Below are 23,227 nucleotides of genomic sequence, written 5' to 3'. Positions count from 1 at the left end.
AAGGTTAAATAAATGTTGACCCGATTCAGCATAGAGTTCCAATATAGAATCCATGCTGGTTTGAGACGTTTTTGATATGGAACTTCGTTATCTGCGGTATTTTGTCGCCGTTGCACGTGAGCGACACTTCACCAAAGCGGCCAAAGCGCTGGGTATTTCACAGCCTCCTCTGAGTCAGCAGATTAAACGGCTCGAGGAAGAAGTGGGCACGCCGTTATTCAGACGCCTGACGCGAGGCGTGGAGCTAACTGAAGCGGGAGAAGCCTTCTATGAGGACGCCTGTAAGATCCTGGCGCTGAGCGACGCCGCGCTGGAGAAAGCCCGGGGCATTGCCCGCGGGCTGAACGGCAGTCTGTCGATTGGGATCACCAGTTCAGACGCCTTTCACCCCAAAATCTTCACCCTTATTCGCCAGTATCAGCTGCAGAACATGGCGGTGAGAGTGCACCAGGTGGAAGCCAATATGTCTTCGCTGACGGCGATGCTGGCGGAGGGTGAGCTGGATATCGCGTTCGTGCGTCTGCCGTGTGAGAGCAGCAAAGCGTTTGAGCTAAAAATTCTCGACCGTGAGCCGATGGTTGTGGCGCTGCATCGCGACCATCCACTGGCGAAGTGTGGATCGCTGGCGCTGGAGCAACTTCGGGATACGCCGGTCGTTTTGTTCCCGCAGGAGGTCGCGCCAGGGCTGTACGATCGCGTTTACGGCTGCTGCGAGCGGGCCGGAATTGACGTGCAGCACACGCTGCAGTCTTCGCAACTTTCCTCTTCCCTGAGCATGGTGTCCGCTGGCGGCGGGTTCGCCCTGGTGCCGAAGTCGATGGCCGCCATTTCGCCCCCCAATGTGACCTACCATGCGCTGACATCACCGGAGCTTTATACCGATATCGCGCTGTGCTGGCGGCGTTTTGAACGTTCGCGGACGGTGAAACGGTTTCTTGCGATGCTGAGTGAAGGGTAATGGCGCGGCGTTGCTTGCGCCCGCTAAGGCCTTTCTGGAAGCCGCCTCGCAAACCTGCAAGTAACCTTGTGTAATTCAGGGTTACTGCTTTTCTTACTCTCCTCCCGGCCGTAAAGTGCCTGCGTTGCGGCACATCCGCAACCGGGCGTAGGAACCCGCATATCACGATACGACAATTATTTTGTCGCGGCAGCGCTCATCCCGTTACACTACGGTCGCGCTGGCGGAGCAACCGAAAGGTTGGCCGTTTTTGTCGTGTGCGGTATTCCTACCTCCGTCAGCGCTACCACCCATGAGCGTAGGAACTTATTGGATGGTCTGGAGTTTTTTTAAAATGGAAAATCACATGACAACTATCCCTTCCCTGTCTTACGCGCTCTCTGAAGAAAGCGCTATACACCATCTGATTCATCTACAACTGCCTGAATCTGCAGATCTCTTCGAACTGGCCGATGCCTGCACCGCATATGTAAGCGTGCTGGTAGAAACCGACGATGCGGTCACTCATGCAACACTGTGCACGCGTTTGCTGGCAGTCCTTAAACGCCTTCGCGCGCGTTGTGATTCTGCCCTCCCGCCTTATCTGGTCGAACAGCTGATTGCAGGAGAGAAGATTGTCTCCTGCGTTCCGGACTGCTGGCAGGATACGTCGCTCCAGGTGGACTATGCGCTGGCGTTAACGCAGGCGGTAATGGGCGGAACATTGCCTGCAAACGTGGCAAAAGAGCTGACCGGTCTGCTACATGATATGGTCTGGCTGCTGGCGGAGTTCGTCAAGGAGCCGTATATCACGGCGCACTAAGGCCAGAGCTTAAGGGCCGAAATTCAGCTGGTCTGTAAGCCAGTATTTCGGCCTTAATAATATAAAAATCCCATGCAGACGAAAGGTTAAAGTACTGAGATAGCCTCGTCCAGCCAGCCGGGAAGCGTTTCTCTGTACCAGTTCAGGTACAGCTCAAAATCTGTTTTATTTCGGTCATAGAGCAGGGACACCACTTCTGACACAATCCATGCTTTAGTAAGGGTTATTTCCGTCGCTAGCTGTCGGGCAGGCATATGCGGATAATGCACGCTGTAACGCTCCGCAAGCTGTAAAATGCTATGCCTGGAGGCCATCCCCTTTACCAGCGGGGCGAGGTCGATAGCCGGACTGCCCGTGCCAAACCTTTCCCAGTCAAAGAGAACCCACTCTCCGTTTTCTCTTCTCCCCCAGTTACCGGCATTGGTATCCCCTGAGAGTAAACATTTCTGCCGAAACAAAACGCTGCCCGCTTGCTGAAAACAGCGCATCTGGTGGGCCGCGCGGGAGCAGGGGCAGAATCCGGACCGCCCTCCCATTCGCAATCCCTGTAGTACGTCATAGGAGAGACGGTGACTTACAAAAAACCGTCGTTTATTTACACATTTTTTACATTTTATATTAATCCTTAACTATTTTGACAATTCAATGAAGTGCTGCTACCAGATGGGTTGAGGGAGATAAAAAGACAGTGAAAAGGAAAAATTTCAATATGAAAATATTCTCATCCTGACATTAAAGAATTTTCTGCTTATAGATAATAATGTTCATGAACCTAAAATCACTTATTCTTTTTAAGAATAGTTAATTACTTATTTTATTAATATTTACTTACAATTAGCTATTTGAAAATAATGTCAATAACCATTTTTAATCTGAGTGTTATCCAGATAATCAAATGTGAGTTCAATATGGATGTTTTTAATTATTCAGCTATATCTTTAAATGAAAATGAAAAAGATGAACTGTCGTTGGTGGTGCGAGGTATTCACAGTGAATGCCCCGGTCAAATTCAGAGTCGTTATCTTTCCAGAATTAAAGAGATAAAGGATAATCTTACAGGTGGAAGAATAGCGAAAGCCTTCGACTTTCATGCCCCTTTGCTTATCCGAAATCTGCCTGAATTTGAAAATATCGAATTAAGTAAAATTCTCCTTCTGATATTGGGTGAGTCAATTGGCAGATGTGTTGCATACTCTGATTATAATCAAAGTTACGTAACTGATATTCGCCCTACCCTGACTTCCAGAGAGTTGAGTAGTAGTTCTGAATTGCTCTCGATGCATAATGATCTATGTTTTGCATCAGACAGGTGCAGACCCGAGTATCTGGTACTGGTACCTCATATAGCGAATGGCGACATACCTAAAACCCTTCTGGCCACTTCTGCACAGTTGGTGGAATATTTTACGAATGAAGAATTATCTATTCTACAAAGTGAAATATTTGAAATGCGTGCCGGTAGTAAATTATTGTGGCCCAATGAAGAAATAAGGAAAATGAAAGTTATAGAACAGGAACTAAATGGGAGAATCAAGATTAAACTTAACTTCTCTAACATTAAACCAGCACTTGGTCTAAGTGAGACCTTGTACAAGCAGGCTGATGAATTACTGGACAAATTGGCTACAATTGCGCTTCAGGCAGGACGCGAAAATGGTCACAGTATTCAGAAAGGGGAAGCTTTAATCATTCCTAATAATTATGCTGTTCATGGTCGTGATATTTTTACGTCAGACAATATCCAGCGCCTTTTATTACGTTCCTATGTCGTGTCACAGAAAGTCGTTGATTCATTTTCTGGTAACACCATGATATCCATTCGAAACTAAGGCAATACTACATACAGGGTTGTATGATGGAAAACGTAATTATTATTGGTGGCGGCCATGTGGGGTCGACACTTGCGGTAGACATGTTCCTGAGAAGAAATGAAACAAACCTTGACCCCCATCTGGTTTTGATGCACTACGGAAATCATCTGTTTCTGCAAAACTCAGGGAAAAAGTCATTCAGATGTGAGAACATCATGACAGGGGAAGTAAATGAAACAATATTTCCTTCTCAGAACGTCCATGCGATAAATCACGACATCAGATATCTGATGCAAAGTGCAGTTGCAGTTATTGTTACTGTACCGGATATTCCATTATTACGTAAGATGCTGATTGAATATCTTGAAGCTTGCCCAATAAATCCGGGAGCTACTATAACGTTTGTTCGGGCAGGCCAGGGTGGACAACTCTGCCTTATGGACAAATGGCGTAAAAGCTCGCGGTTGAATAAATTGCATTTGCTGATGGTGGAAGACAGTTTCTACGGAACCAGGTGTATTGATAACATCATCGAGTTTAAAAGGAAAAACGTCACTCGAGTCGCTACACTCAGTGAAAAACCTGATGAAGCTATGAATTGTGTCATTCAGTTGTTCTCCGGACCGTCCGTACCTGATAATCAACATCAGTTTGAACAAGTAAGACCTTTGGATTTGCAGTTTGATCCACTGGGTTACATTATTCATCTTGCTGTCGCCCTGGATAAAACAAATCTCACAAAGACAGCTTCAGGAACTCAATACCTTCATTATAGTGATGGTGTTCATGAGGAAAATGCCGGTCTGATTGATGCACTTGATCATGAGCGTGTTGCACTCGCTCGTTCTTACGGGGCTGAGACGCGGCTTTTTACCACTATGTTGACTGAACAATATGGGCTTCCTCAGCAACCTACTTTCCTCGAAATGGCAAAGAGCACAAAAAGTATCTATCGCTCATTGTCAGAAAAATCACTCAATTCTCTTAAAACAGGCCGTATGATTCAGGAGGACTATCCTGGGTTATTAACGATGGGTTGGTTTGCTGAAATATCTGGCGAAAATTTTATGGTCACTCGGGACTATGTCAACCAGATTACTCAAATGCTACAGGCCCTGAAGGTGAATACAGATGGCCTTGATTATTATCATAACTATCTGAATGCTCTTAATTTAAACAAATCCGACCTAGTCGGGATGCTTTCGAACTAACATACATGGAGTTAATTATGAAAAATAACGATTTAACAACAGTTTCTTTATTTGGAAATAATACCCGTGTTGATGCTGATTATTATCTTCAGCATGGATTTACGGATGTTAGGGAGTTGATCTCAAAAGAAATGGTAGAGTATCTTCGTGATATTAACAATCAGACGAAAAGCAATAGTGCCTTTGATTCATTCAAAAGAAATACATATAATGTCGCGATAGAAGATGAAAAAATCCTGTCTTTTATACGTACGGAAAAATTTTCTGAACTTGTTAAAAAACTAGGTTATCAGGACTGTGTATTTACTGATGGGATAATTTTTGAAACGGACAGTAACTCTGTTGGTTTTGACTGGCATATCGGTGTAACCAGTTTCAAATATATCTACCCGGAAGACAGGGCTTTCTCTATTTGGATTGCTCTTGATGATGTTGATCCGGAAAAGCAGGATGGTGGGATGAGTCTCCTTTCCACACAGGCATTCTCTGGCCATGAGTTTTACAAATTACAATCAAAAGTAACCAAATCGCTGACTGAGGGGAAGTATAAAATACCTGCAATATTTAAAACCGTGCTTGGACCGAGATTCAGAACTGAGGAACAAAAAAAATTTAAAGAGCTTTATCCATTTATTCAGGAAAAGATCCCACACCTTTTCAGTGAATCTCTTTACATTTCAGGGTTTGCTCGTAACTTATTCGACAGCGAATCGGTACGTTATCGCCTTGCTCCCGGCGATGCAATTGCATTCGATAAAGACGTATTCCACAAAAGCAATCGTTTTTTACCGGGTATTCAGTTATCACGTCGCGCATTTGTAATGCGCTTTATAGATGTAAACTCTCGGTATAATCAGGTGAATTCCGATAAAACGGGGGGCGATGTTTCAGTTCTGGTTAACAAAATGATTGCTGGCAATGGAAAACACTTTGATATACAAAAAGGTACTGTGGTCAGAACAATCTCAGAGGCCAAAAAATGATTACGTATAGCATTAAGAGAACGGGAAATCGATACATAGATATCAACAGTGGTAAGACGATTGACGCTTATTATCCAACCGGAGATATGAATAAGCGTTCCTGCCTTGCCGTTAAATACAAAATTATACGATGCGAATCCTTTGAAATTGAGACAGACATATCAAAGGATATCACGTCAACAGAAGATGCATATCTCCGTTTGCATCTTCTTTCATCCCGTGAATACAAACCGAACGAAATAAATCTGGACGGAATTTTTCAGCACCTTCCGAATGTAGCCTGGACGAGTGCCGGCCCGGTTTTCCCGGAATATGTACAACGTTTACGTCACCTTATTGCGGATGATGATCATCAACTTACCGTATTCAGTGTTGATAAATTTCCAAGGATGGTTGACTACGTGGTTCCTTCAGGCGTGCGTATAGCTGATGCTGACCGCGTTCGTCTGGGAGCCTACATATCCCAGGGAACGACTGTAATGCATGAAGGTTTTATCAACTTTAATGCAGGTACTTTAGGAAAATGCATGGTTGAGGGAAGGATCACTCCGGGGGTTACCGTCGGTGATGGAAGTGATGTCGGCGCAGGAGCCTCAATCATGGGAACCCTCTCTGGCGGCGGTAAACAGAAAAATCAGATAGGTAAAGACTCATTACTGGGGGCTAATGCAGGGATAGGGATCTCTCTGGGAGATTCCTGCATTGTGGAGGCCGGGTTATATGTAACGTCAGGTACGAAAGTGACGCTGCCGGACGGTTCCGTCGATTATGCTCGCAATTTGTCAGGCAAAAACAATCTCCTGTTCCGACGTAACAGTATGACTGGTAGTGTTGAAGTGCTGACTACTGACAGCAGTGTATGGGGAGGAGTAAATGCCGTTCTTCACCAGAACGACTAACACCCAGAATACTTCCGCAGACCGCGTCGCACTGGTTATCGGTGCGACGGGGGGAGTCGGGCAGAAAAGTGTTGATGACTTGCTGGAGAACGGATTCCGGGTCATTGCGGTAGGTCGTGACCGTCACAAACTGGGGAGGCTTGTCGCCAGATTGGAGCAGTACAAAAACAAGCTCCATACTATCTGTGCCGACATTCAGGCTACAGATGATGTCAGGCATATCCGTGACCGAATAGCAGAGTTCGGCTATTTGGATTTGCTGATACTTGCAGCAGGGATCACCTGTAATAAAACCACAGGGGCAACAGAAAACGAAATACATGATGTAATTAACAGTAATCTGCTGGGACCTGTTTTTGTCATAAATGACTTGCTGCCATTGCTTTTGAGAGCGAATGCACCGTTGGTGATCTGCCTTTCCTCAAGAGCGGGAAAAATAGGCTTCGCTGATAAGGGTATTTATGGGGCGTCTAAAGCAGGGTTACAGCTTTATATGTCAGCCTTATCGTCAGATCCTGCGCTTAATAAAATTCGTTTTACAGTTTTATGTCCAGGATGGATCAACACTCCGATGGCTATTAACGGGGGATGTCTGAGAGACAGAGATTCTATACTCCAACCTGGGGATATTTCCTCATTGATGCTCTGGCTTGTTAACTCTCCTGAAAGAGTAAGAATCAAGGATATCGTTATCGAAACGTCCCCTATTGGGCATTAAAACTAGTGATATCTGAACTTTACGCAAATGAAAACAAACCTACTCTATATTATCGGAATCAGCAGGTTGAATAATCCATACCGCTGCCTTTTTTTCACCTCGTTAATCCTGACTGTAGCTAGGGGGATAACATTACCTTTTCTTGTTGTATTTTTGCATGTACAAAGAGGACTGGGAATTGATGAAACCGGTTATATTATTACAGCTGGTATAATGCTAGGGCTGTTCTGCTCACCTTTCTGTGGGAAGGTGATAAAGGTTCTGAACTACAAAAACAGTATTATCCTAGCTATGCTGATATTCAGTGCCAGTAATATTGCCATGTCTGAGTTCAAGAATCCAGTTTTGATAATATTATTTTATGCATTGTTAAATATTGCATATTCTTTATACAGCATAGTTCTTAAGCTTGCGATTTCAGAAGCTGATGAAATTAACAAATCTCGGTTATTTTCGATAAATTACACAATGATAAATATTGGATGGATTATTGGACCTTTACTGGGAGGTCTTTTATCAAGCCTTGATGGTCGAATAGTGTTCTGGATCTCCGGAGCGATAGGAGTTTTGATCGCTACATCATTCATTTTATACACAGTGGGAATAATTGTGGACGGGCGAATAAAAGAAGATATTCAGTCCGCTTCGGTTGAGAGAAGCCATAAAAATCACTCTAATACTACTTTATGTTTGATTATTCTTGCTGGGTTTATTTATTCTTTTTGTTATGGCCGATTTTCATCAAGTATAACACAAGTGCTCACTGTAAAATTTGACCGGGAAACGACTTACCAAATTATTACGTGGCTGATGGTAACAAATGCACTTTTTGTTATTTTATTTCAGATTCCTTTAGGTTCAAAAGTGTCTAAAGATAATATTGGTTTAAGTTCCTTTATTGGTAGTTGTGGCGTAATTATTGGCGTGCTGATTTTCGCAGGCGCTGGGGAGCGTTTAACACAGTGGATTGTAGGCATGATATTCTTCTCACTGGGAGAAGTCCTTCTTAACCCGGCCCAGTACCTGATGCTTGATTCTCTAAAGACAAATACGAACAAAGCAGGTCTTTTTTCATTGCAAATGCTAACCGGTCTGGGGGCTGCAATCAATCCGGCTACAACAGGGTGGTTTGTTGATAATATCAGCTCTGGATCAATATTTATGGTCATTGCTTTTGCCGCGACAATAGGTTTTATTCTGATTGCAGTGTCATTAAAAGACTGGAGAAAATATGCATAGCTTATTTTTCTTATCCTGTGCTTCGTTACTATTCATACCTGGGCCGACAAATATCTTGATTTTAAATTCCGGGTATAACAACGGTTTCAATAAGGCACCATCTTTGGTGCTATCAGAATGGTGTGGTTATATCATGAGTATTACTCTGTGGTCTGTTGCTGCAGGATTTTTTTTTAGTTCTAATGTGTGGATAGATGTCGTCTCTCGATTGATATGCTCGTTGTATCTTTTTGTGCTTTCGCTAAAGTTATGGTTTTCAGGGCGTACACAAAACTCAATGAAGCTAATTATTAATTCAAAAAAAATATTTTTCACAACTTTTCTTAATCCTAAATCGTTTATTTTTGGAACAGTAATTTTTCCGGTAAAAATCACTGATGATCTGTACTTATACTATGAAACTTTAATGTGCTTTACTTTGGTATTGTTAACCGCATCAGTCTTCTGGCTTTGTTCAGGTATTTTTTTAAAAAATGAAGCAAATGGCCAGCCGGTAGAAATTGCTATCCGCTATCTTTCAGTTATGACACTGATGAGTTTCAGTGTTTATATATTTTATCAGGGCGTGATGAAACTATCGTGGACTTAACCATTCGAACGCCAGGTGTCAGGGAATGTGAATACGGGAATTTCTAAAAAATACCTTCATCACAATTTCAAATGACTATCATCAAGTACCATTTTTCTATTATTGAGGTTAATCATGAAACATATTGTAGTTATCAATAGCTCTGAATTCAGTGGCATTGAGCTATTAGATAAGTTACTGAAAAAGAATTACAAAGTCAGTTACTTTCGTAACCTCGCTTATATACGGGACTGGGATTCCCCCAGAACGGACGATGTTCTTCGTCGTCTCCATAATGTTATTGAACTGCCTAATACACATACACCAGAGATTGTCAAAGATGCTGTTGAAGTTTTAAATGTCAGTCAGCCGGTTGACGCACTTATCTGTATCGATGATTTTTCATTAGAAGCTGCCGCCTGTGCAGCCGAGCATATCAAAGTTCCATTCAGCAGTGTGGATGCGGTTAAGGCAACTAAAAATAAATTAATATCACGCCAAATCCTTAAAGGAACAGATAAAAATGCCCCTTGGGTGATCCATGAAAATGATTATAATGAACTTCCTTCTGTTCTGGCGTCAGTTGAATTGCCGGTAATTGTCAAACCTGTTACATCAGCTTCAAGCCGCCTAGCATACATTATTAAGGAGCGTACACAGATCAACACCCTTATTAATGATATTGAGGAAGAAATCCGCGAATTACCCTCTTCCTATACCGATTTTTTTAATCGTGGTTTTCTGGTAGAGAAATATCTTACAGGACCTCTGATTTCCGTAGAGATTGGACGCAAAGGTAATGATTATTATCCATTTATGGTAACAAGCAGAATTCGTTGTGCGAGAGATAATGTCATTGAACTGGGGAGTGTTATGCCTTCTTCTCTTAATAAGGCCGAGGAGCAAGCATGTTTTGAACTGGCAATGTCAGCACTGCGTAAAATTGGGCTCGATAACGGTATTTTTCATATCGAAATGATTTACACTAATTCCGGCCCTGCAATAGTAGAAGTTAACGGAAGGCTCGGGGGGCGTACAATTCCGTTACTGTATGAGCTTGCAACCGGAAATAGTATGTTTGAACATCTGATAGATATTTCTCAATGTGCTGAACCAAAAGCAGAGTCGGTTTTCCAGGGCAGGAAAGCTGTTTCGTTTTTCTTTAAGGCGGAACAAAGTGCTACAGTGCTAAATGGGAGAGGCAAAATCCTACCAAAAAACCTGACCAGTTATATTCAGTCTTTTGAATTTATGAAGAAACCGGGCGAAGCTCTTCAAAAAGGGGATATCCTGGGGTGGACCATTCTTTCAGCACGGCAGGAAGAGATCTGGAACGTACTCCAGCAACTGATTCAGTTTGTTGAAATTTCTTCAGGTGTGAAAGTAAAAAAGCCTTTGGTATAAATATTTTCTGTGCATCTTGTTGATAAAGGAAATACACCCAGCCTGGCAAAGGTACATTTTTAATGCAGCCTCAGCCTTTTCCAGGCTGGCGAACGGGCCCAGGGTCGGCCGGACGGGACGCAGAATGGCGTTGTCCCCACCCCGAACGATCTCCAGCTCGCTACCCTCTCAAAATCCAGATCGTGGGGCAGACGAATAGCACGGTTATTGCCGTTTTTAAGCATCAATACGGTTCGCATGATTTTCTCCTGAACTTTTGCAGATGTTAAGGATTTGCGCATGTTACACCTATGCAGATTCATGGCATCTGCATAGGCCATGGATATGTGATTTTCTCACTTTTTCTGTGCAGATCCGAAAAAAGCTAAAGTCGGATCTGAGTTGATTATTCGTATGGAAGGGCGAAGGAGATACGGCAGGAAGGAGTTCAAGGATAAAGGCTGCTGGGAACGGAAGGTCCGCTTTGAGCGAAAAGCGGACATTAACGCCCAATTAAGGTGTGAAGCACGCAACCACGAAACTCAATTTGATTACTATAACACTCAAATCACCCCAAACCAAAAATGCCAAGATTGCTGAATCACTCTTAAATTATTTGTTAGGTGTCTTCGACACCATACTCAATTAGTTTCAAAATGCCTTCACAATCTAACCTTGTTATTATCTCGATCGTTCTTAAATCATACGTAGTTGGAGACAACCTCATTTCGTTAATAATAATGCCTTTACCTTTAAGCTTTTCAATTAACTTATCTTTTATTTCTTGCGGTACTTGACTTCCAATAAATACTTCAGCAATTTGGTTTTTCTTTAATTTTACCAACTGGGTATCTGTATTAGTGATCAACATAACTGCACGAACTTCATCCTCATACTCCCAAACTTTTGACTTGGTCAATATGAAATCAGGCACTTTTTTATCAATAACATTTTCTACAAAATCGAATTGTGGTGGTCGCACATTACTATACCGTACCGGAAACAATGGAAAGCATGTCTCATTACTCCTAGCTCTGACTTTTTTAAACTGGTCTGTTTCCACATGCAACACGTCATTATTTTCGATATTTTTATGTGTTTTTAATGCGATACATATTCCTTTATGATTATCACCGTAATGAGACCACATTAAAAAATTCTTATGATCTCTCGTAGCACAAAATACTGCGAAATCATCTCTAAATTTTTCAATAAACAGCTTTTCAATTGCTTGCTCAGAAGTGGAAGCTATAGCCTTCTTAAAACCTTCTCCAACTTCAATCGGTAATACTTCATTGCAATATCGTTCGATTTTCTCAGGAGCTAAATTAATTGTGGGTAAAAAGTCATACGGATCATTAAAATTTTCTGCCTTTGAAAAAAATATTCGATTATTCATCAATATATCTAGCGTGTATTTATCCAACTCCATAGTTTCAGAGTCATATAGCTTTCTATACTTAAAAATCAACGACATAGCTTTACCCAGCACAGGATTAATGAAAACAACTTAATTATATGTTTTTATTGTAAATTTAACAAAAAATCCTTCCCATACACAAGTAATTTGGATGAGATCATTCTTCTGAGCAGAACGTTGAACACATACCATAGAAAAATCATTTTGTAGAAAAGTATTCACCCTATTCACCTTTGCTATTTGTGTAATAAATTTCAATAGCTTAAGCGGTGTTCGTTTAGAGCGTGACTCTTCACCACTCTTCACTCCGGGTGACATTCTTATCTCAAAGCCTAAAATCTGGTCTGAGCCTGCTCAGTGGTTTTGGGTGTCTAAGGTGCTCAGACTGAGCTGGTCACATTCAAGCAGAGAGTTAAACCATCGTAAAAATTGTATGATGGTTATGAAGTGGGTGGCTAATCTGTGTCAGGTCATGGGTAGACATCTCAACCTCCGGGTAAAATACCAGCCCGCCGCCATAAAAGGTGGCGGGCTTGATGAATTGTAAATCTTATTTTGGTGGCTTAGATTGAAACGCCGCCGTCGATGATGATTTCTGAACCCACGGTCCATTGCTCTGCTTGAAACAGAGCTACCATATGCAACATCAGATACTTTGAGTTTTACCGGATCACAGCACTTTCTGTCCAAAGCCATATTCAACAGAGCCAAATCGCGCGTCTTACCTTTCAGTTCCAGCCGGATTCGGATCCTCCAGATATGAGATATCTGAAGTGGTCTTTTTGGACGACGATACGGTCTTTGTTCCACGGTAAGTGTTCATCCTCAAATCTCCTGCAATATGGGAGATTTGAGGATGGTTGTCCCTTATGAGCGCGGGGCGGCCATCCCGGACATTTAGGTGGCTTTAAGACGCGAAGATGCATCACACCTTGGCTTTACGCTGCGACCAAGACGTGAGCGGGAATATCGGGCAAGATCACAGCCGCGTTATCGCCTCCTGGGTGCCACCGTGCGCAGCGATGAACATGCCGATGGCCGATCGACAATATGATTCGATTTCGTTGTTGTCCCCTGCTCTGGCCTCATCGAAGCATGCGATAATTAGAAGGTCGGAGCCTTTGAAAGGCGCGGCAAACAAGCGAGCGGACTGAAGAGGATCGGGAACCTTCAGCAGCCCCTTCGCGTGCAACTGACGTAGAAGGGCTTCGATTTGAGCGATGACATGAGCGGGCCCGGCTTCATAATGGAGTTTGCTTAACGACTTTTGATTCGTCTTGTCGGCCATGACCATGGCTTCGACGCTACTTACGTCGGGTCTCAACAGCGTGCGCAGCAGTAATGTTCCCACTGCCATCAGCTGATCTTCAACCGAACCGTCGACGTCTCCGAGAAGGGCCTGCGGTGCAAACAACTGATGGCGGCCGGCCACGATATGGGAGATAGCTCCGGAGCTTTACGTTATGAATGACCTGGGTAGTAACCCTGCACATATCAGCCTTTCGTTTACTCTGAATTGCGAAGATGAGGGACCGAGGAACAACCTGCAATCAGAGCACTATTGAAAGTCGCGAGCGACTGATTGCAGGCCCCCGGGGATTGAATAGCAAAATCCGGCAAGCACGTTACTCCAGCTACGCAAATGAATGACCTGCCCGTAACAAATTACGCTAACACCCGCGAATGTCAGGCTCCCTTCAATAGGTGTAAAAGCGCATCCCCCGACACTTTACGGCGGTGAACGTCATCATGGCAGACATTACAGAGCGTAATTAAGTTATCCAGCGTATTTTCACCGCCGTCAGCATGATGCTCAATATGATGCAGTTCAAGGAACGTTCGGGGGTCATTTGCTGTTTTACGGGCGTGCGACCAGCCACAGTTCCGGCAGGCGTGATGATCGCGCTCGAGGACAGCTACGCGCACCGGGTCAGGGATTTTCCGGTCATGAACCTCCGCCTGACGATCTTCCTCGAGCAGATAGGCTCCCACTTCAAGCTCCGGTCGGCCTGAGTTCCTGGTGGCAATTGGCCAGCCCTCTTCGGTTCGCAGCTCGCGTGTACGGCGGGCCCATTCCTTACTGTCGTTTGCAAGATAACGTAACTCTTCGCCAGTTACCGGGCGACCAACGTTTTTACGCAGATAGGAGAGAATTTTGTCTTTCGTCGAAAGCTTACTTCGCCGCAGAACATTGGCCTCATTCCATCGCAGGGCGGCCTCCCTGTCCTGCTCCGTCGCCATCAGTGCATAGACATCCGTTTTGAGGACGGTCATTGTGCGGGCCTGAAGTTCTTCCAGCGTTATCTCATCCTGTTCAATCATTTCCTTAAGCGTGGTACCGCTTAAGACGGACCAGCCAAACTGAACCCGGAGCTCTCTTATCCGACGCGCATATTCACTTATCCCGGCCACCACCATCAGTTCGTCCCCATGAATGATGACGCGAGGATATTTGAGGAGATATGCCAGAATGCGGTCGCGTGCCGAATTACAGCCCTCCTCATGCATCAGAGAGCTGCCGAGATCCCGCAGCAGATGATTGGCCGGGATGAGAGAAAGAACCTGTTCCCGCAGGGAGTCCTCTGCGAGCTTGTGTTCAAAATCGGTAATTAACGCCAGGAGCTGCTTACGCAGCGTTTCCGGTTCGCTCTTCTTCGATCTTCTCGCCATGTTGAATCTGATATTCCATTAAAGTAAGCACATAGGTCGCAATCTTTTGTGCAAACACGGGCGGAACCGCGTTTCCAATCTGACGCGCGATCTCGGTTTTTGACCCAAGGAAAACAAAATCATCCGGGAAACTCATCAGGCGCGCCGCTTCCCGGTGCGTAATTGGGCGGTGTGATTCCGGATGCAGATAACGCCCTTTCTCGGGTTTGAAGAACTCGGTGCGGATCGTTACGGAAGGACGTTCCCACCACAACCGGCCAAACAAATCCGTACCGCCGGACGTTTTTTTGATCCAGCAGGCAGGCGTAATATCGGGTCTGTTCTTTTGTAAGTCGAAACGGTTCCCGCCGACCGGCACAGCGCGATAACGCTCCTGAGACAGTGCTGTCGGGTTTCGCCCAAAATGCAGATCTAAAGGCGGAGGCAGATCGCGTACTTCTGTACCAACCGGCTCCGGTAAATCACCGATCAATTCTCTGACCGTCAGCCAGGCTGGCAGATCTCCGGCTTTATCGGGATGCCGGTGCGACGGCGCAGGCGGGAAAGCAGGGATGCCCCCCAGCACAAAACGGTCTTTCTTAATGCCGATCGCAATGGCACGCTTGCGCGTCTGGGGGGCACCATAGTCTGCCGTATTCAGCACAGAGGGGTTGAGAAGCAAAAAGCCCATACTCTCCGCACGTTCACGGATATCCTGGAATTCATCACTGGTTAACAGACCCGGGACATTTTCCATCACAAAGACAGAAGCGCCTGATCGCTCAATGATGTCCATGTACGGTTCCCAGAGCGCGCGTCGATGGTCCCCTTCCCGGTTTTTATTGAGTAAACTGAACCCCTGACACGGCGGCCCACCGATAACAATATCCGCTTCAGGCATGGTATTTTCCGTGATCCACTCTTCTATGTTGGCGACGATGCCATGCTCGCCAAAGTTGGCGTTGTACGTTCTGATGGCCGCCTTATCATTGTCCAGAGCCAGAACGCTTTCAAAACGAGCGCCATTCTTCCCTTTCATGAAGCCGCAGGACAAGCCGCCAGCGCCACAAAACAGATCAATGATCTTTAATTTATTGGTTTTACTCATTCAGACAGTATCCCGTTTCCCACTTCAGTCTCGACAGATAAGTCTATCATAAAGCGAATCTGTACGTATGCACAGTACCACCTGTGGAAACCTGACTTAGATGAAGCGCCAGCGCGTATGGGCTGAATGCACTCATAGCAACTCTGACTTAAGGATATGTGGATCATGTGTAGTAATGAATCATCACGTTCAGCCGCAAAATATGGCAGTGCTCATCACCTTCGCTGTTGCGTTAGCATGCAACGCTGATGCCTTTCCCTGATAGTAACAACACGCAAACTTCGGGGGCAACGGGATAGGTGCTACTTATGTCGAAAGGCCTGACGGGCTAAGGAAGAGAAAGAATGAACGAGGAATTTTCCAGAAAAAGACTGCTTCAGGGCATTATCTTTACCCTGCTGATTACCTTTGCGACCGGGATGGGGAATGTCTTATCTGCTTTCTTTATGCTGAATGTGAAAAAGCAGGAGGTGGAAGATACGCAGCTTGCGGAAGCCAGACGCCGGGCAACAGAGCTGCATTGTCTCAAGCTTCAGGAAAGCGCCTCACTGGCTGCAGAGATTGTATTTCGGGCAGATCGGGGCTATCCCAATAACGTCTCCCTGTATGAACTGATGTATGAAGACAGCCGTCCGACAAAGCGCGTGCCCGACGATCAAATCAAAGAAGAACAGAAAAACTTCGAACATCAGGTTTTCGGTTTGCTTCCCTATCTTCGGCCTGACGAAGCTCAGGTCATGAAGCAGGTAACTCTTCAGCATTTCATCGTGACAGCCATGCGGACCAGTAAAGTTCCTGCCGAACGTCGGACATCCCCTGCCGAGGGTGGATTCGATTTCAACAAGGAAATGCAGAAGCTACGTGATGGAGGGGATTTCATGGGTCAGATATTCAGGGAAAGATGCATGCGTATCAGGTAAGACGAAAGCGGCATGAAAGCTGCCCGCCATTAGCGCAAGAGTGGGAAGTTGCATGGCCATGAGCAAATGCTTAATGGACTCCCCTTCCTGAATGTTCCCAAGCGACCCAATGCGTAACGCCAGTTTCCATTAATTCAGAGTATGTATTACCTACCAGCGCTTCACTGGCGTGTGCATCTTTGGGCCGCGACCGTTCAGCCATCAGGCCCCCAGAGGTGGGCTGACCGCTGTTTCACTGAACGGAGGACGGTAAATTCCTTACCGCATTAGCTGTCTTTAACATTTTAATGGCCTGCAGGGTTAAGGCAGACAGTTGTACGAATTTTCCGTGCAGGGACCAGCCATTCACGTAGCCCCCTTATTGTCGCCCTAAATGTGGATAATAAATCCTACATCCATTAGATATGGTCGCTTTAAGCGCGTAGCTGACGTAACAACTGTAAGTATGCACAACGATCGTTCAACCGAGCAGATCGTAGATGTTAGCAATACTTAACAAGTTTTAACGCAGACCATAAGTATAGGTTCGCCAGATTGTCAATGCTTGCACTGAAGATGTTTCACCAATCTTGAAATAGAAAGCATAGGGTCGGTTCGATGAATCATACGGTGACAATTTGAGCAAACAATTGCCAGATCAGTCAGTTCTGTATTCACTACACCATCAGCTTTGGACAACGGCTGAAGGTGATGCACTTTACAAAATCCGCTGCCAATTGCTCCATATACCTCTTTGAAATCGAAACCACACGCCTCGCAGCAGAGTTTTCCTGTGGCAAGGAGAACAGCTTCTTTCTTGCTTTTAACAACTGCAGGGTTTCGCTCTCGTCGCAAATGTGCAACGAGACGCGGGTTACCCTCAAGAAAAGAGCTGGTTTGATCGACATCAGGAAAAACGGGAAAAGCCCCGTTAATGATAAGCGATTTAACGCGGTTCACAATCTCTTGACTTTCCTCTTTATCTGCGAACCAAACGTTACTTTGCCCTATTCCACCCTTTATGCGTCGTGGAATCATTAATTCTCGCTGTTCGACTGGAAGTAATATCGCCTTACTAGAGGGAGCCTTAATTCGAAATGTTATGACACCATTCTTTTTTTGAATCGCATTCGGTTTTACAATCTTCTGAGCATCACGAAAAACAGTTGCATCCTGATACCAACCGATAACAGTTGTCCCCCGGTTTTAGGTCCTGCTGTCCACGCAACAGATACGCCACTTACATAGTCATCTTTTTTACTGGCTCCCAACCTATCTATTTTAATTTGGCCAGTAGGTTGTACATAACCGTATAAAAAGCCAGCATTGTTGCTGAAGTTACAGACTTCATGACCTGTGGAATGTTGGTTGTATTCACCTCCTCGCTCGATTGAGTCACCATCAATACCGTTGTAATGTTTCATCCATCCAATATTGCAAAACAAGATTGCCATGAGATCTCCTAAAGTACCAATTATTTGAATCCATCTTTTTAAAATAAAAATTCAGTAAGCTTAACAAGCTACTCCTGATACAAATTGGATAAGGGATTGCAATAAGCAAGGAGCAGAGCCTGCTTTAAATTATAGACGGGTAACGTTACACAATAACATTACCATAAAAATTTTCTGTCTAACAATTCGCGATATTTTGTTCTTACATACGCAACCAGGAATCGTATGTGAAATGCACTGAATTTTGTCGAGATGCGTTATAAACAATGCTTTTTTCACCATTCAAATCATCTAATACAAACTGACTGGGATGTTTTAATGTAGGGCTTGCACATTGAACAAAATAAGCAGGTTTGATCCTTTTGGAATGTCCTTTCTCCCAGCAACTGGCAGAACCATGATGAGGGATCTGAAACAATCCACAATTCATCCATCGCTCAATTCCCAGATGTAACTCAAAATCATCCAGAACAGGGGTTGTTAGATTAATATCCCCAGTAAATATTAATCCGGAAGAATGAAGTTGATAACTATCATGATCTTGACAGAAGATAAAACTGTGACCACTTGGGGTAATTTTAGGTGATGCATACATACATAAAGAAATATTGTTCTGGGCTTTACTAGTGTTACCAAAATGCTTTTGGTAGCAACTTTTTAACTTTTCCCGCCATTTTACATCAATACTAGAGCTGATACCTCGGTGCAGGTTAATACTCTCAATAGTTTGCTGAATATCCTTTTTAGCATCAGTAAGTTTAATATGAGATTGGCTGGCATAAAACTCATCATTTTTCTCATACACAAGATTGAGTTTTTTAAATGTCCTTTCAGCATTATAAAATACAAACTCAAAAAAACCATTGAGTGCACAAATAGGTTGTGTGTGGTTAATTTTCGATAATTTTACCTCACTGGTATCGATTGGACTGCCTAAATCAAAAAACACATTATCCCTGGCATCATTTATGTGTCTTTCTTGTTCTGAAACGTCTAGACCATCGGAATCATCCCTGAGTATCAAAGGGTCAACAAGATTAATCAGAGGATTGTCAGAAATTTTAGGTTCATCAGGATTCCCAGGTCCACCATTGCCTTGTACTAAAATTATCTTTTCCACACGATTTGAAAGGTTGTTATTATTTAACCACAGCGCCGGGTTTAACTGAAAAAGTGCAACAGAAGGTGATACTCCACGGATTCCATCTATTGATATTTCCCTAACAGCCTGAGTCCAATCACTATAGGGAAGCACTAATCTTTTTATTGTATGCTTTCTTAATAAAGCTATCAATCCATTAACATGGTCATCGTCAAAATGAGAAATAACCATCATGTCTATACTCTCACCGTCTGAGAACTCAACACAAGAGGAATTGATTATATTATTTATGACATTTTGACTGGTAGAGCCACAATCATGACCCCAGTTGAATTCACTGCCATCTTCCCCTCTTATTTTTGATGTAAAAAAAGTGCCATTTCCTACAGCATGAAAACATCCTGATAACTTAATGAACATTCCTACCCCTTAAGTCAAATTCCAACACTAACATATGATGACAGTAAAATATCATCACCTTAATTTATTTCAAAATACATTTTGGTTTTTAATAATTGACCGATACGAAATGATATTTTTACTGTCCGATTCTTACCCTAAGCAGACACCCATTCTCGCATGCAAACACCAATGACATATATCATGCGTAAGATTAGTCCTTCTCGCAGCTAAACCAAACCGCTTACCCTACAGGTCACGCCGATGAAAATGCGCGTGACTCTGCTTTGGTCGTCAGCCCAAGGTAACAGTGTCTAAATTCAGCTATCCTTCACACCGTTTACGATTTGCCATGAAACGTCCGACGGAGAGGCTGGAAGCATTTCGGACACGAATCAACGCTGCAGCAGAGACGAGCGAAGCTGTTTTAGCTGCGTCGGGAAACGACAAAAACTGGCTCCTGGGGCACCGACAGCGTCATAAAGGGTCTTTGCATCAGGATATCTGGCGAGGCACTGCGGCAGAGCTGGCTAACTGTGGGTACCTCGCCGTTTCCCCGGGCCAGGGCTGGTGGAAAACACGACGAGCTCTGAACCGCTATGATTCTGAAGCGCGCTACAGCCTCATCGTCTTCCTGCATGTACCGGAGATAGGTGTCGATCTGCTGACGCCGGTACAGCTTAAAGTGGATGCGCTCATCGCCAGTCAGATCGAAATTTCGTCCTGAAAACAGTGGTGCGTTTTCATCCGGCTCTGAACTCATCCGGCTCTCTCACCGGGAATGCGTCGCCACAAGTTCAATCACCACTGATCCCGAATCACCTTTTTCACCTGGCAGAACACTCTCTGGCAGACTGACCAGAACGTTGACCCTACGGACGATGAGCGGGATACAGGGTTGTCCTTCTGGATTTGCCTCACATCGCCGGAAATGCTTGCTTGTTCCCCGACGGCGGGCACTGCAGTGCTCTCCGTCGCGACAGGCGAAACCTCAAGCTCCAGCGAAAGCTGATCCTCAGCAGGGATGTTATTGCCCTCTGCTGCTGTCTCATCCTGGCGTTTAATCCCCTATGTTCGAGCCACGAGATATCCAGTTGCCAGGCATGACGAGAGCGTTCGCCACACGTCAAAGGCCTCATCCACATAGTCAAATGCGCTCTGAAGGGACACCGTTTACATGGGCAAATGCTCAAACGCCCGCTTCTTGATGCCAGCCAAACCTGTCATGCATCCATTTGATATGGCCGTTTTGAGCGAGAAGCGGACTTTACTTACATCCACTTTCACAAATAAGCAAAACAAATGCTTTATTTTAAAGCAATTAGAACATTTTTATTTACTGAGATCAATTTTACAAACACTCCCCAGTTCTAAATCTTTTTTAACCATTGGCAATAAATCCGGAATGGCATTTATTGATTGTTGTATGTAATTTCTCCCATCATTTACATCTCCTTTCGCACATAATATTTTAGCAGCATTAATGGCCATGTATTTTCTTACTTTATCATTATCACTACCAATCCTAAGCGCAATAGAAATACTATTCATTGCATCAGTATAATTTCCTGCTCTAAAATGTGCATAAGCTTTTTGATTCCACAAAGAAGCATCTACGGGTGTCATTTGAGTTGCCTGAGAGAATGACTCTGCTGCCTCCAGAAATTTTTTATTTTGCAAATAGTTGAACCCAAGACTCTTGTAATGCTCAATGCTGTAATTCGGCTTATCTTGGCTATCAACTGATTTATTATTGTTTTTTGATAAGCAGTTTGTTTGAACCTTTGCAATCATGATATTTTTCTTTTCTGAAGAAGAATAGTAAGCATCAGCATAAGATTTTATTTTCCCAATTGACAACTCTCCATCTTTTTGGCATTCTTCATAGCTTGTTCTTAAAAAATCAATATCTAGCTTCTGTGAATTCAAACCTTGCTCTGCACTTTTTATGAATAACTCTTTATTTTGAACAGAGAGAATACTTTGCGCGTTTTGTCTCTCGAAAGCAAGTCTTTCATCGTTTTGACTTTTTGTTATCAAAATATTTGCTATTCCCATTGGGAGAGTTGCAATAAAGACCATTATTAATTCAGTTATCTTGATTTTAGTTTCAGTGTTCAATGTCGACATTTATTTATCATCCAATTCTAGATTTAAATTATAAATGTTATCGGCAATAGAGTGATTTTCTTTATTTTTAAACCCATTGATGGTGTTAAGTGTATATATTTAGGTGGCATATGTAATGTCCGCTTCACGCCCTGAGACATTCGACAAGCTTTTTATGGCTTCAGTAAGGGCGACTTTCGCGCTTCCAACGCCAGCAAATATTTCGCTTCGTCGTACCAGGTTCTGGTCTTCCAGCAGCGGTAAATGATCCTTATCCATTTAAACGCCAGAGCCGGATTGCTGACTGATGAGATTTCCCTTTTTCTCGCTGCCCCTGGTAATAAAGTCTGGCCCTGTACGTTGAGTTAACCGTCTTCGCAGTCCATTCCACGAATGTCTGTCGGACGAACTTTGCGCACTGTCAACGCCAGTGTACCTAGGATTTTTGACCACTTCGCTCGGTTACTGGTGCGATGCCAGCGTAGTTTTGAATTTCTTATGCGCTGTTGAAGCGGTCGCGGTTATCACCCAGTGCGGCAAGCATCCGAGGGCCCATACACGACCCCATTCCAGGGAGTGATTTGAACAGTTTTGCATCCGGAAGCGTATCGAATAAGGATTCAATACGTTCGTTGTAGGTTCTGATTAGGTCGCCTGCCAGTTTGATTTGGGATGCAAGTGCTGTTGCCATCAATGCATTTGCCTCGATGACAGTTTTATCAGTGGTCAGGGGAATAGCGCTGGCAATACTTGCAACCCGCTGTTCGGTATAAGCAACAGCAGGACCACCTTTAGCATTCATAAAATGACGGACAGTATCGCTGCGAGCCCGTTTGAGTTGTTGCAGACTCGGCCTGCGAATGATTAGCTTGCAGAACAGTGAGCTGCCCCGATGGGAGAACCATTCCAGGGGCTGGGGGTAATACTGCTTAAGCGTATTGATGAGCCGATTAACAAAGCGACGCTTGTCTTCAACCAGCAGTCGGCGCTGCTCTACTAATTGCTGGAGTAATCGGATATCCGGATTGTCGGCTTCAATGGCTTTTATCTTGTGGGGATAACGTAGCATCAGGTCTAATGCCAGCTCAGCATCCTGCGGATCATCTTTCGCACCACTGGGCCAGAAAGCCTGTCGGTAGCGGGCCAGTGACAACGCGTGTACTGGAAAAACAGTGACAAATGGGTACTTCTGGAGTGCATACACCACCGGGCCTTTCTTCAGCTCAACGGCAATAGCAATCCTGCCTTTCGCCCTCTGGTGTAACTCATTGAGCCAGATATCAAGTGCCTCAGGCGTATGTTCAATCACATGAAATATGCGATCACCGTTTTTAAACTGAACGCAGACATCGTGTTTTTTATCCGCCCAGTCCAAACCAACATGAGCAGCAAACTGATCTTTCGCAGCCATCACCAACTCCTTTTTATCGGGGATTGGTATGCATTCCACGCTCTTCGAAAGAAATATAGTCAGCAGTTTTTCTGCATGCCCTGAGTATTCGTTAGCGAACGTGG

Annotated in this window: 21 protein-coding genes and 3 pseudogenes; 12 read left to right on the top strand and 12 right to left on the bottom strand. The window is 44.2% G+C overall.

Translation table 11 applies throughout. The annotated features are described in order from the left end of the window. Positions 1-76: 76 nt before the first annotated feature. Both ACN9MQ_RS05700 and ACN9MQ_RS05695 read left to right on the top strand, forming a co-directional pair. Complete coding sequence (locus tag ACN9MQ_RS05700) at positions 77-958, top strand: LysR family transcriptional regulator (RefSeq protein WP_014169049.1); 882 nt, start codon at positions 77-79, stop codon at positions 956-958. 346 nt (positions 959-1,304) lie between these two features. Then, positions 1,305-1,760, top strand: coding sequence for a hypothetical protein (locus ACN9MQ_RS05695; RefSeq protein WP_426021326.1), 456 nt, complete (start codon positions 1,305-1,307; stop codon positions 1,758-1,760). Positions 1,761-1,846: 86 nt separating this feature from the next. On the opposite strand, the gene ACN9MQ_RS05690 is transcribed toward ACN9MQ_RS05695, so the two are convergent. Further along, complete coding sequence (locus ACN9MQ_RS05690) at positions 1,847-2,218, bottom strand: phosphotransferase family protein (protein ID WP_426021327.1); 372 nt, start codon at positions 2,216-2,218, stop codon at positions 1,847-1,849. Between the two features lie 450 nt (positions 2,219-2,668). Here ACN9MQ_RS05690 and ACN9MQ_RS05685 point away from each other — a divergent pair, with 450 nt between their 5' ends. From ACN9MQ_RS05685 to ACN9MQ_RS05650, 8 genes are all read left to right on the top strand, one after another. Further along, on the top strand, positions 2,669-3,589 hold the full coding sequence (locus ACN9MQ_RS05685; RefSeq protein WP_371006322.1) for a hypothetical protein: 921 nt from the start codon (positions 2,669-2,671) through the stop codon (positions 3,587-3,589). Positions 3,590-3,612: 23 nt separating this feature from the next. Next, complete coding sequence (locus ACN9MQ_RS05680) at positions 3,613-4,782, top strand: NAD/NADP octopine/nopaline dehydrogenase family protein (RefSeq protein WP_426021328.1); 1,170 nt, start codon at positions 3,613-3,615, stop codon at positions 4,780-4,782. Positions 4,783-4,799: 17 nt separating this feature from the next. Continuing rightward, entirely contained in the window at positions 4,800-5,765 is a 966-nt protein-coding gene (locus tag ACN9MQ_RS05675) for a hypothetical protein (protein ID WP_371006320.1), read from the top strand. Next, complete coding sequence (locus tag ACN9MQ_RS05670) at positions 5,762-6,664, top strand: DapH/DapD/GlmU-related protein (RefSeq protein ID WP_371006319.1); 903 nt, start codon at positions 5,762-5,764, stop codon at positions 6,662-6,664. The genes ACN9MQ_RS05675 and ACN9MQ_RS05670 overlap by 4 nt, the downstream gene beginning before the upstream one ends. Then, positions 6,639-7,382 carry an SDR family NAD(P)-dependent oxidoreductase gene (locus ACN9MQ_RS05665; RefSeq protein WP_426262685.1) on the top strand — a complete coding sequence of 248 codons (744 nt, stop codon included), beginning with the start codon at positions 6,639-6,641 and terminating at the stop codon, positions 7,380-7,382. Before ACN9MQ_RS05670 ends, ACN9MQ_RS05665 begins: the two co-directional genes overlap by 26 nt. Positions 7,383-7,448: 66 nt before the next feature. Beyond that, positions 7,449-8,621 carry an MFS transporter gene (locus ACN9MQ_RS05660; protein WP_426024724.1) on the top strand — a complete coding sequence of 391 codons (1,173 nt, stop codon included), beginning with the start codon at positions 7,449-7,451 and terminating at the stop codon, positions 8,619-8,621. Beyond that, positions 8,614-9,210, top strand: a complete 597-nt coding sequence (locus ACN9MQ_RS05655; protein ID WP_426021330.1) for a LysE family translocator — start codon at positions 8,614-8,616, stop codon at positions 9,208-9,210. The genes ACN9MQ_RS05660 and ACN9MQ_RS05655 overlap by 8 nt, the downstream gene beginning before the upstream one ends. 114 nt (positions 9,211-9,324) lie before the next feature. Next, positions 9,325-10,593: an ATP-grasp domain-containing protein gene (locus ACN9MQ_RS05650; RefSeq protein ID WP_371006315.1), complete on the top strand. Its 1,269-nt coding sequence runs from the start codon at positions 9,325-9,327 to the stop codon at positions 10,591-10,593. Here the strand turns inward: ACN9MQ_RS05650 and ACN9MQ_RS05645 are convergent. From ACN9MQ_RS05645 to ACN9MQ_RS05620, 6 genes and pseudogenes are all read right to left on the bottom strand, one after another. Further along, a pseudogene (locus ACN9MQ_RS05645) lies at positions 10,561-10,832 on the bottom strand (hypothetical protein). The gene ACN9MQ_RS05650 and the pseudogene ACN9MQ_RS05645 overlap by 33 nt on opposite strands. Positions 10,833-11,191: 359 nt before the next feature. Next, entirely contained in the window at positions 11,192-12,049 is an 858-nt protein-coding gene (locus tag ACN9MQ_RS05640; RefSeq protein ID WP_371006314.1) for a DUF2971 domain-containing protein, read from the bottom strand. 555 nt (positions 12,050-12,604) lie between these two features. Further along, positions 12,605-12,815: pseudogene (locus tag ACN9MQ_RS05635) on the bottom strand (integrase); the annotation flags it as partial. 156 nt (positions 12,816-12,971) lie between these two features. Next, complete coding sequence (locus tag ACN9MQ_RS05630) at positions 12,972-13,424, bottom strand: TetR/AcrR family transcriptional regulator C-terminal domain-containing protein (RefSeq protein WP_371006313.1); 453 nt, start codon at positions 13,422-13,424, stop codon at positions 12,972-12,974. Positions 13,425-13,678: 254 nt separating this feature from the next. Beyond that, the gene (locus ACN9MQ_RS05625) at positions 13,679-14,662 is read right to left on the bottom strand and encodes an HNH endonuclease (protein WP_371006312.1); all 984 of its coding nucleotides are present in this window, start codon (positions 14,660-14,662) and stop codon (positions 13,679-13,681) included. Next, positions 14,619-15,749: a DNA cytosine methyltransferase gene (locus ACN9MQ_RS05620; protein ID WP_426021331.1), complete on the bottom strand. Its 1,131-nt coding sequence runs from the start codon at positions 15,747-15,749 to the stop codon at positions 14,619-14,621. Before ACN9MQ_RS05620 ends, ACN9MQ_RS05625 begins: the two co-directional genes overlap by 44 nt. A 344-nt stretch (positions 15,750-16,093) precedes the next feature. On the opposite strand from ACN9MQ_RS05620, the gene ACN9MQ_RS05615 reads away from it, so the two are divergent. Next, positions 16,094-16,669 carry a hypothetical protein gene (locus ACN9MQ_RS05615; RefSeq protein ID WP_426021332.1) on the top strand — a complete coding sequence of 192 codons (576 nt, stop codon included), beginning with the start codon at positions 16,094-16,096 and terminating at the stop codon, positions 16,667-16,669. A gap of 537 nt (positions 16,670-17,206) precedes the next feature. Here the strand turns inward: ACN9MQ_RS05615 and ACN9MQ_RS05610 are convergent. The 3 genes from ACN9MQ_RS05610 to ACN9MQ_RS05600 all read right to left on the bottom strand — a co-directional run bounded on the left by ACN9MQ_RS05610 (position 17,207) and on the right by ACN9MQ_RS05600 (position 19,624). Then, entirely contained in the window at positions 17,207-17,686 is a 480-nt protein-coding gene (locus ACN9MQ_RS05610) for an HNH endonuclease (RefSeq protein WP_371006308.1), read from the bottom strand. Positions 17,687-17,784: 98 nt separating this feature from the next. Then, positions 17,785-18,102, bottom strand: a complete 318-nt coding sequence (locus tag ACN9MQ_RS05605) for a hypothetical protein (protein WP_371006307.1) — start codon at positions 18,100-18,102, stop codon at positions 17,785-17,787. A gap of 202 nt (positions 18,103-18,304) precedes the next feature. Continuing rightward, positions 18,305-19,624: a hypothetical protein gene (locus ACN9MQ_RS05600; protein WP_426262684.1), complete on the bottom strand. Its 1,320-nt coding sequence runs from the start codon at positions 19,622-19,624 to the stop codon at positions 18,305-18,307. Between the two features lie 331 nt (positions 19,625-19,955). On the opposite strand from ACN9MQ_RS05600, the gene ACN9MQ_RS05595 reads away from it, so the two are divergent. Beyond that, on the top strand, positions 19,956-20,330 hold the full coding sequence (locus tag ACN9MQ_RS05595; protein ID WP_371006305.1) for a hypothetical protein: 375 nt from the start codon (positions 19,956-19,958) through the stop codon (positions 20,328-20,330). Between the two features lie 605 nt (positions 20,331-20,935). Here ACN9MQ_RS05595 and ACN9MQ_RS05590 read toward each other — a convergent pair. Beyond that, a complete protein-coding gene (locus tag ACN9MQ_RS05590) occupies positions 20,936-21,733 on the bottom strand; it encodes a tetratricopeptide repeat protein (RefSeq protein ID WP_426021334.1) in 798 nt (265 codons plus the stop codon). A 152-nt stretch (positions 21,734-21,885) separates the two neighbouring features. After that, positions 21,886-23,123 (bottom strand): annotated as a pseudogene (locus ACN9MQ_RS05585) (IS110 family transposase). Positions 23,124-23,227: the final 104 nt, after the last annotated feature.

It is taken from the genome of Enterobacter sp. R-25, assembly GCF_049913205.1.
GTDB classification, from domain to species: domain Bacteria; phylum Pseudomonadota; class Gammaproteobacteria; order Enterobacterales; family Enterobacteriaceae; genus Enterobacter; species Enterobacter ludwigii.
This window is presented reverse-complemented; position numbering and strand designations above follow the sequence as displayed.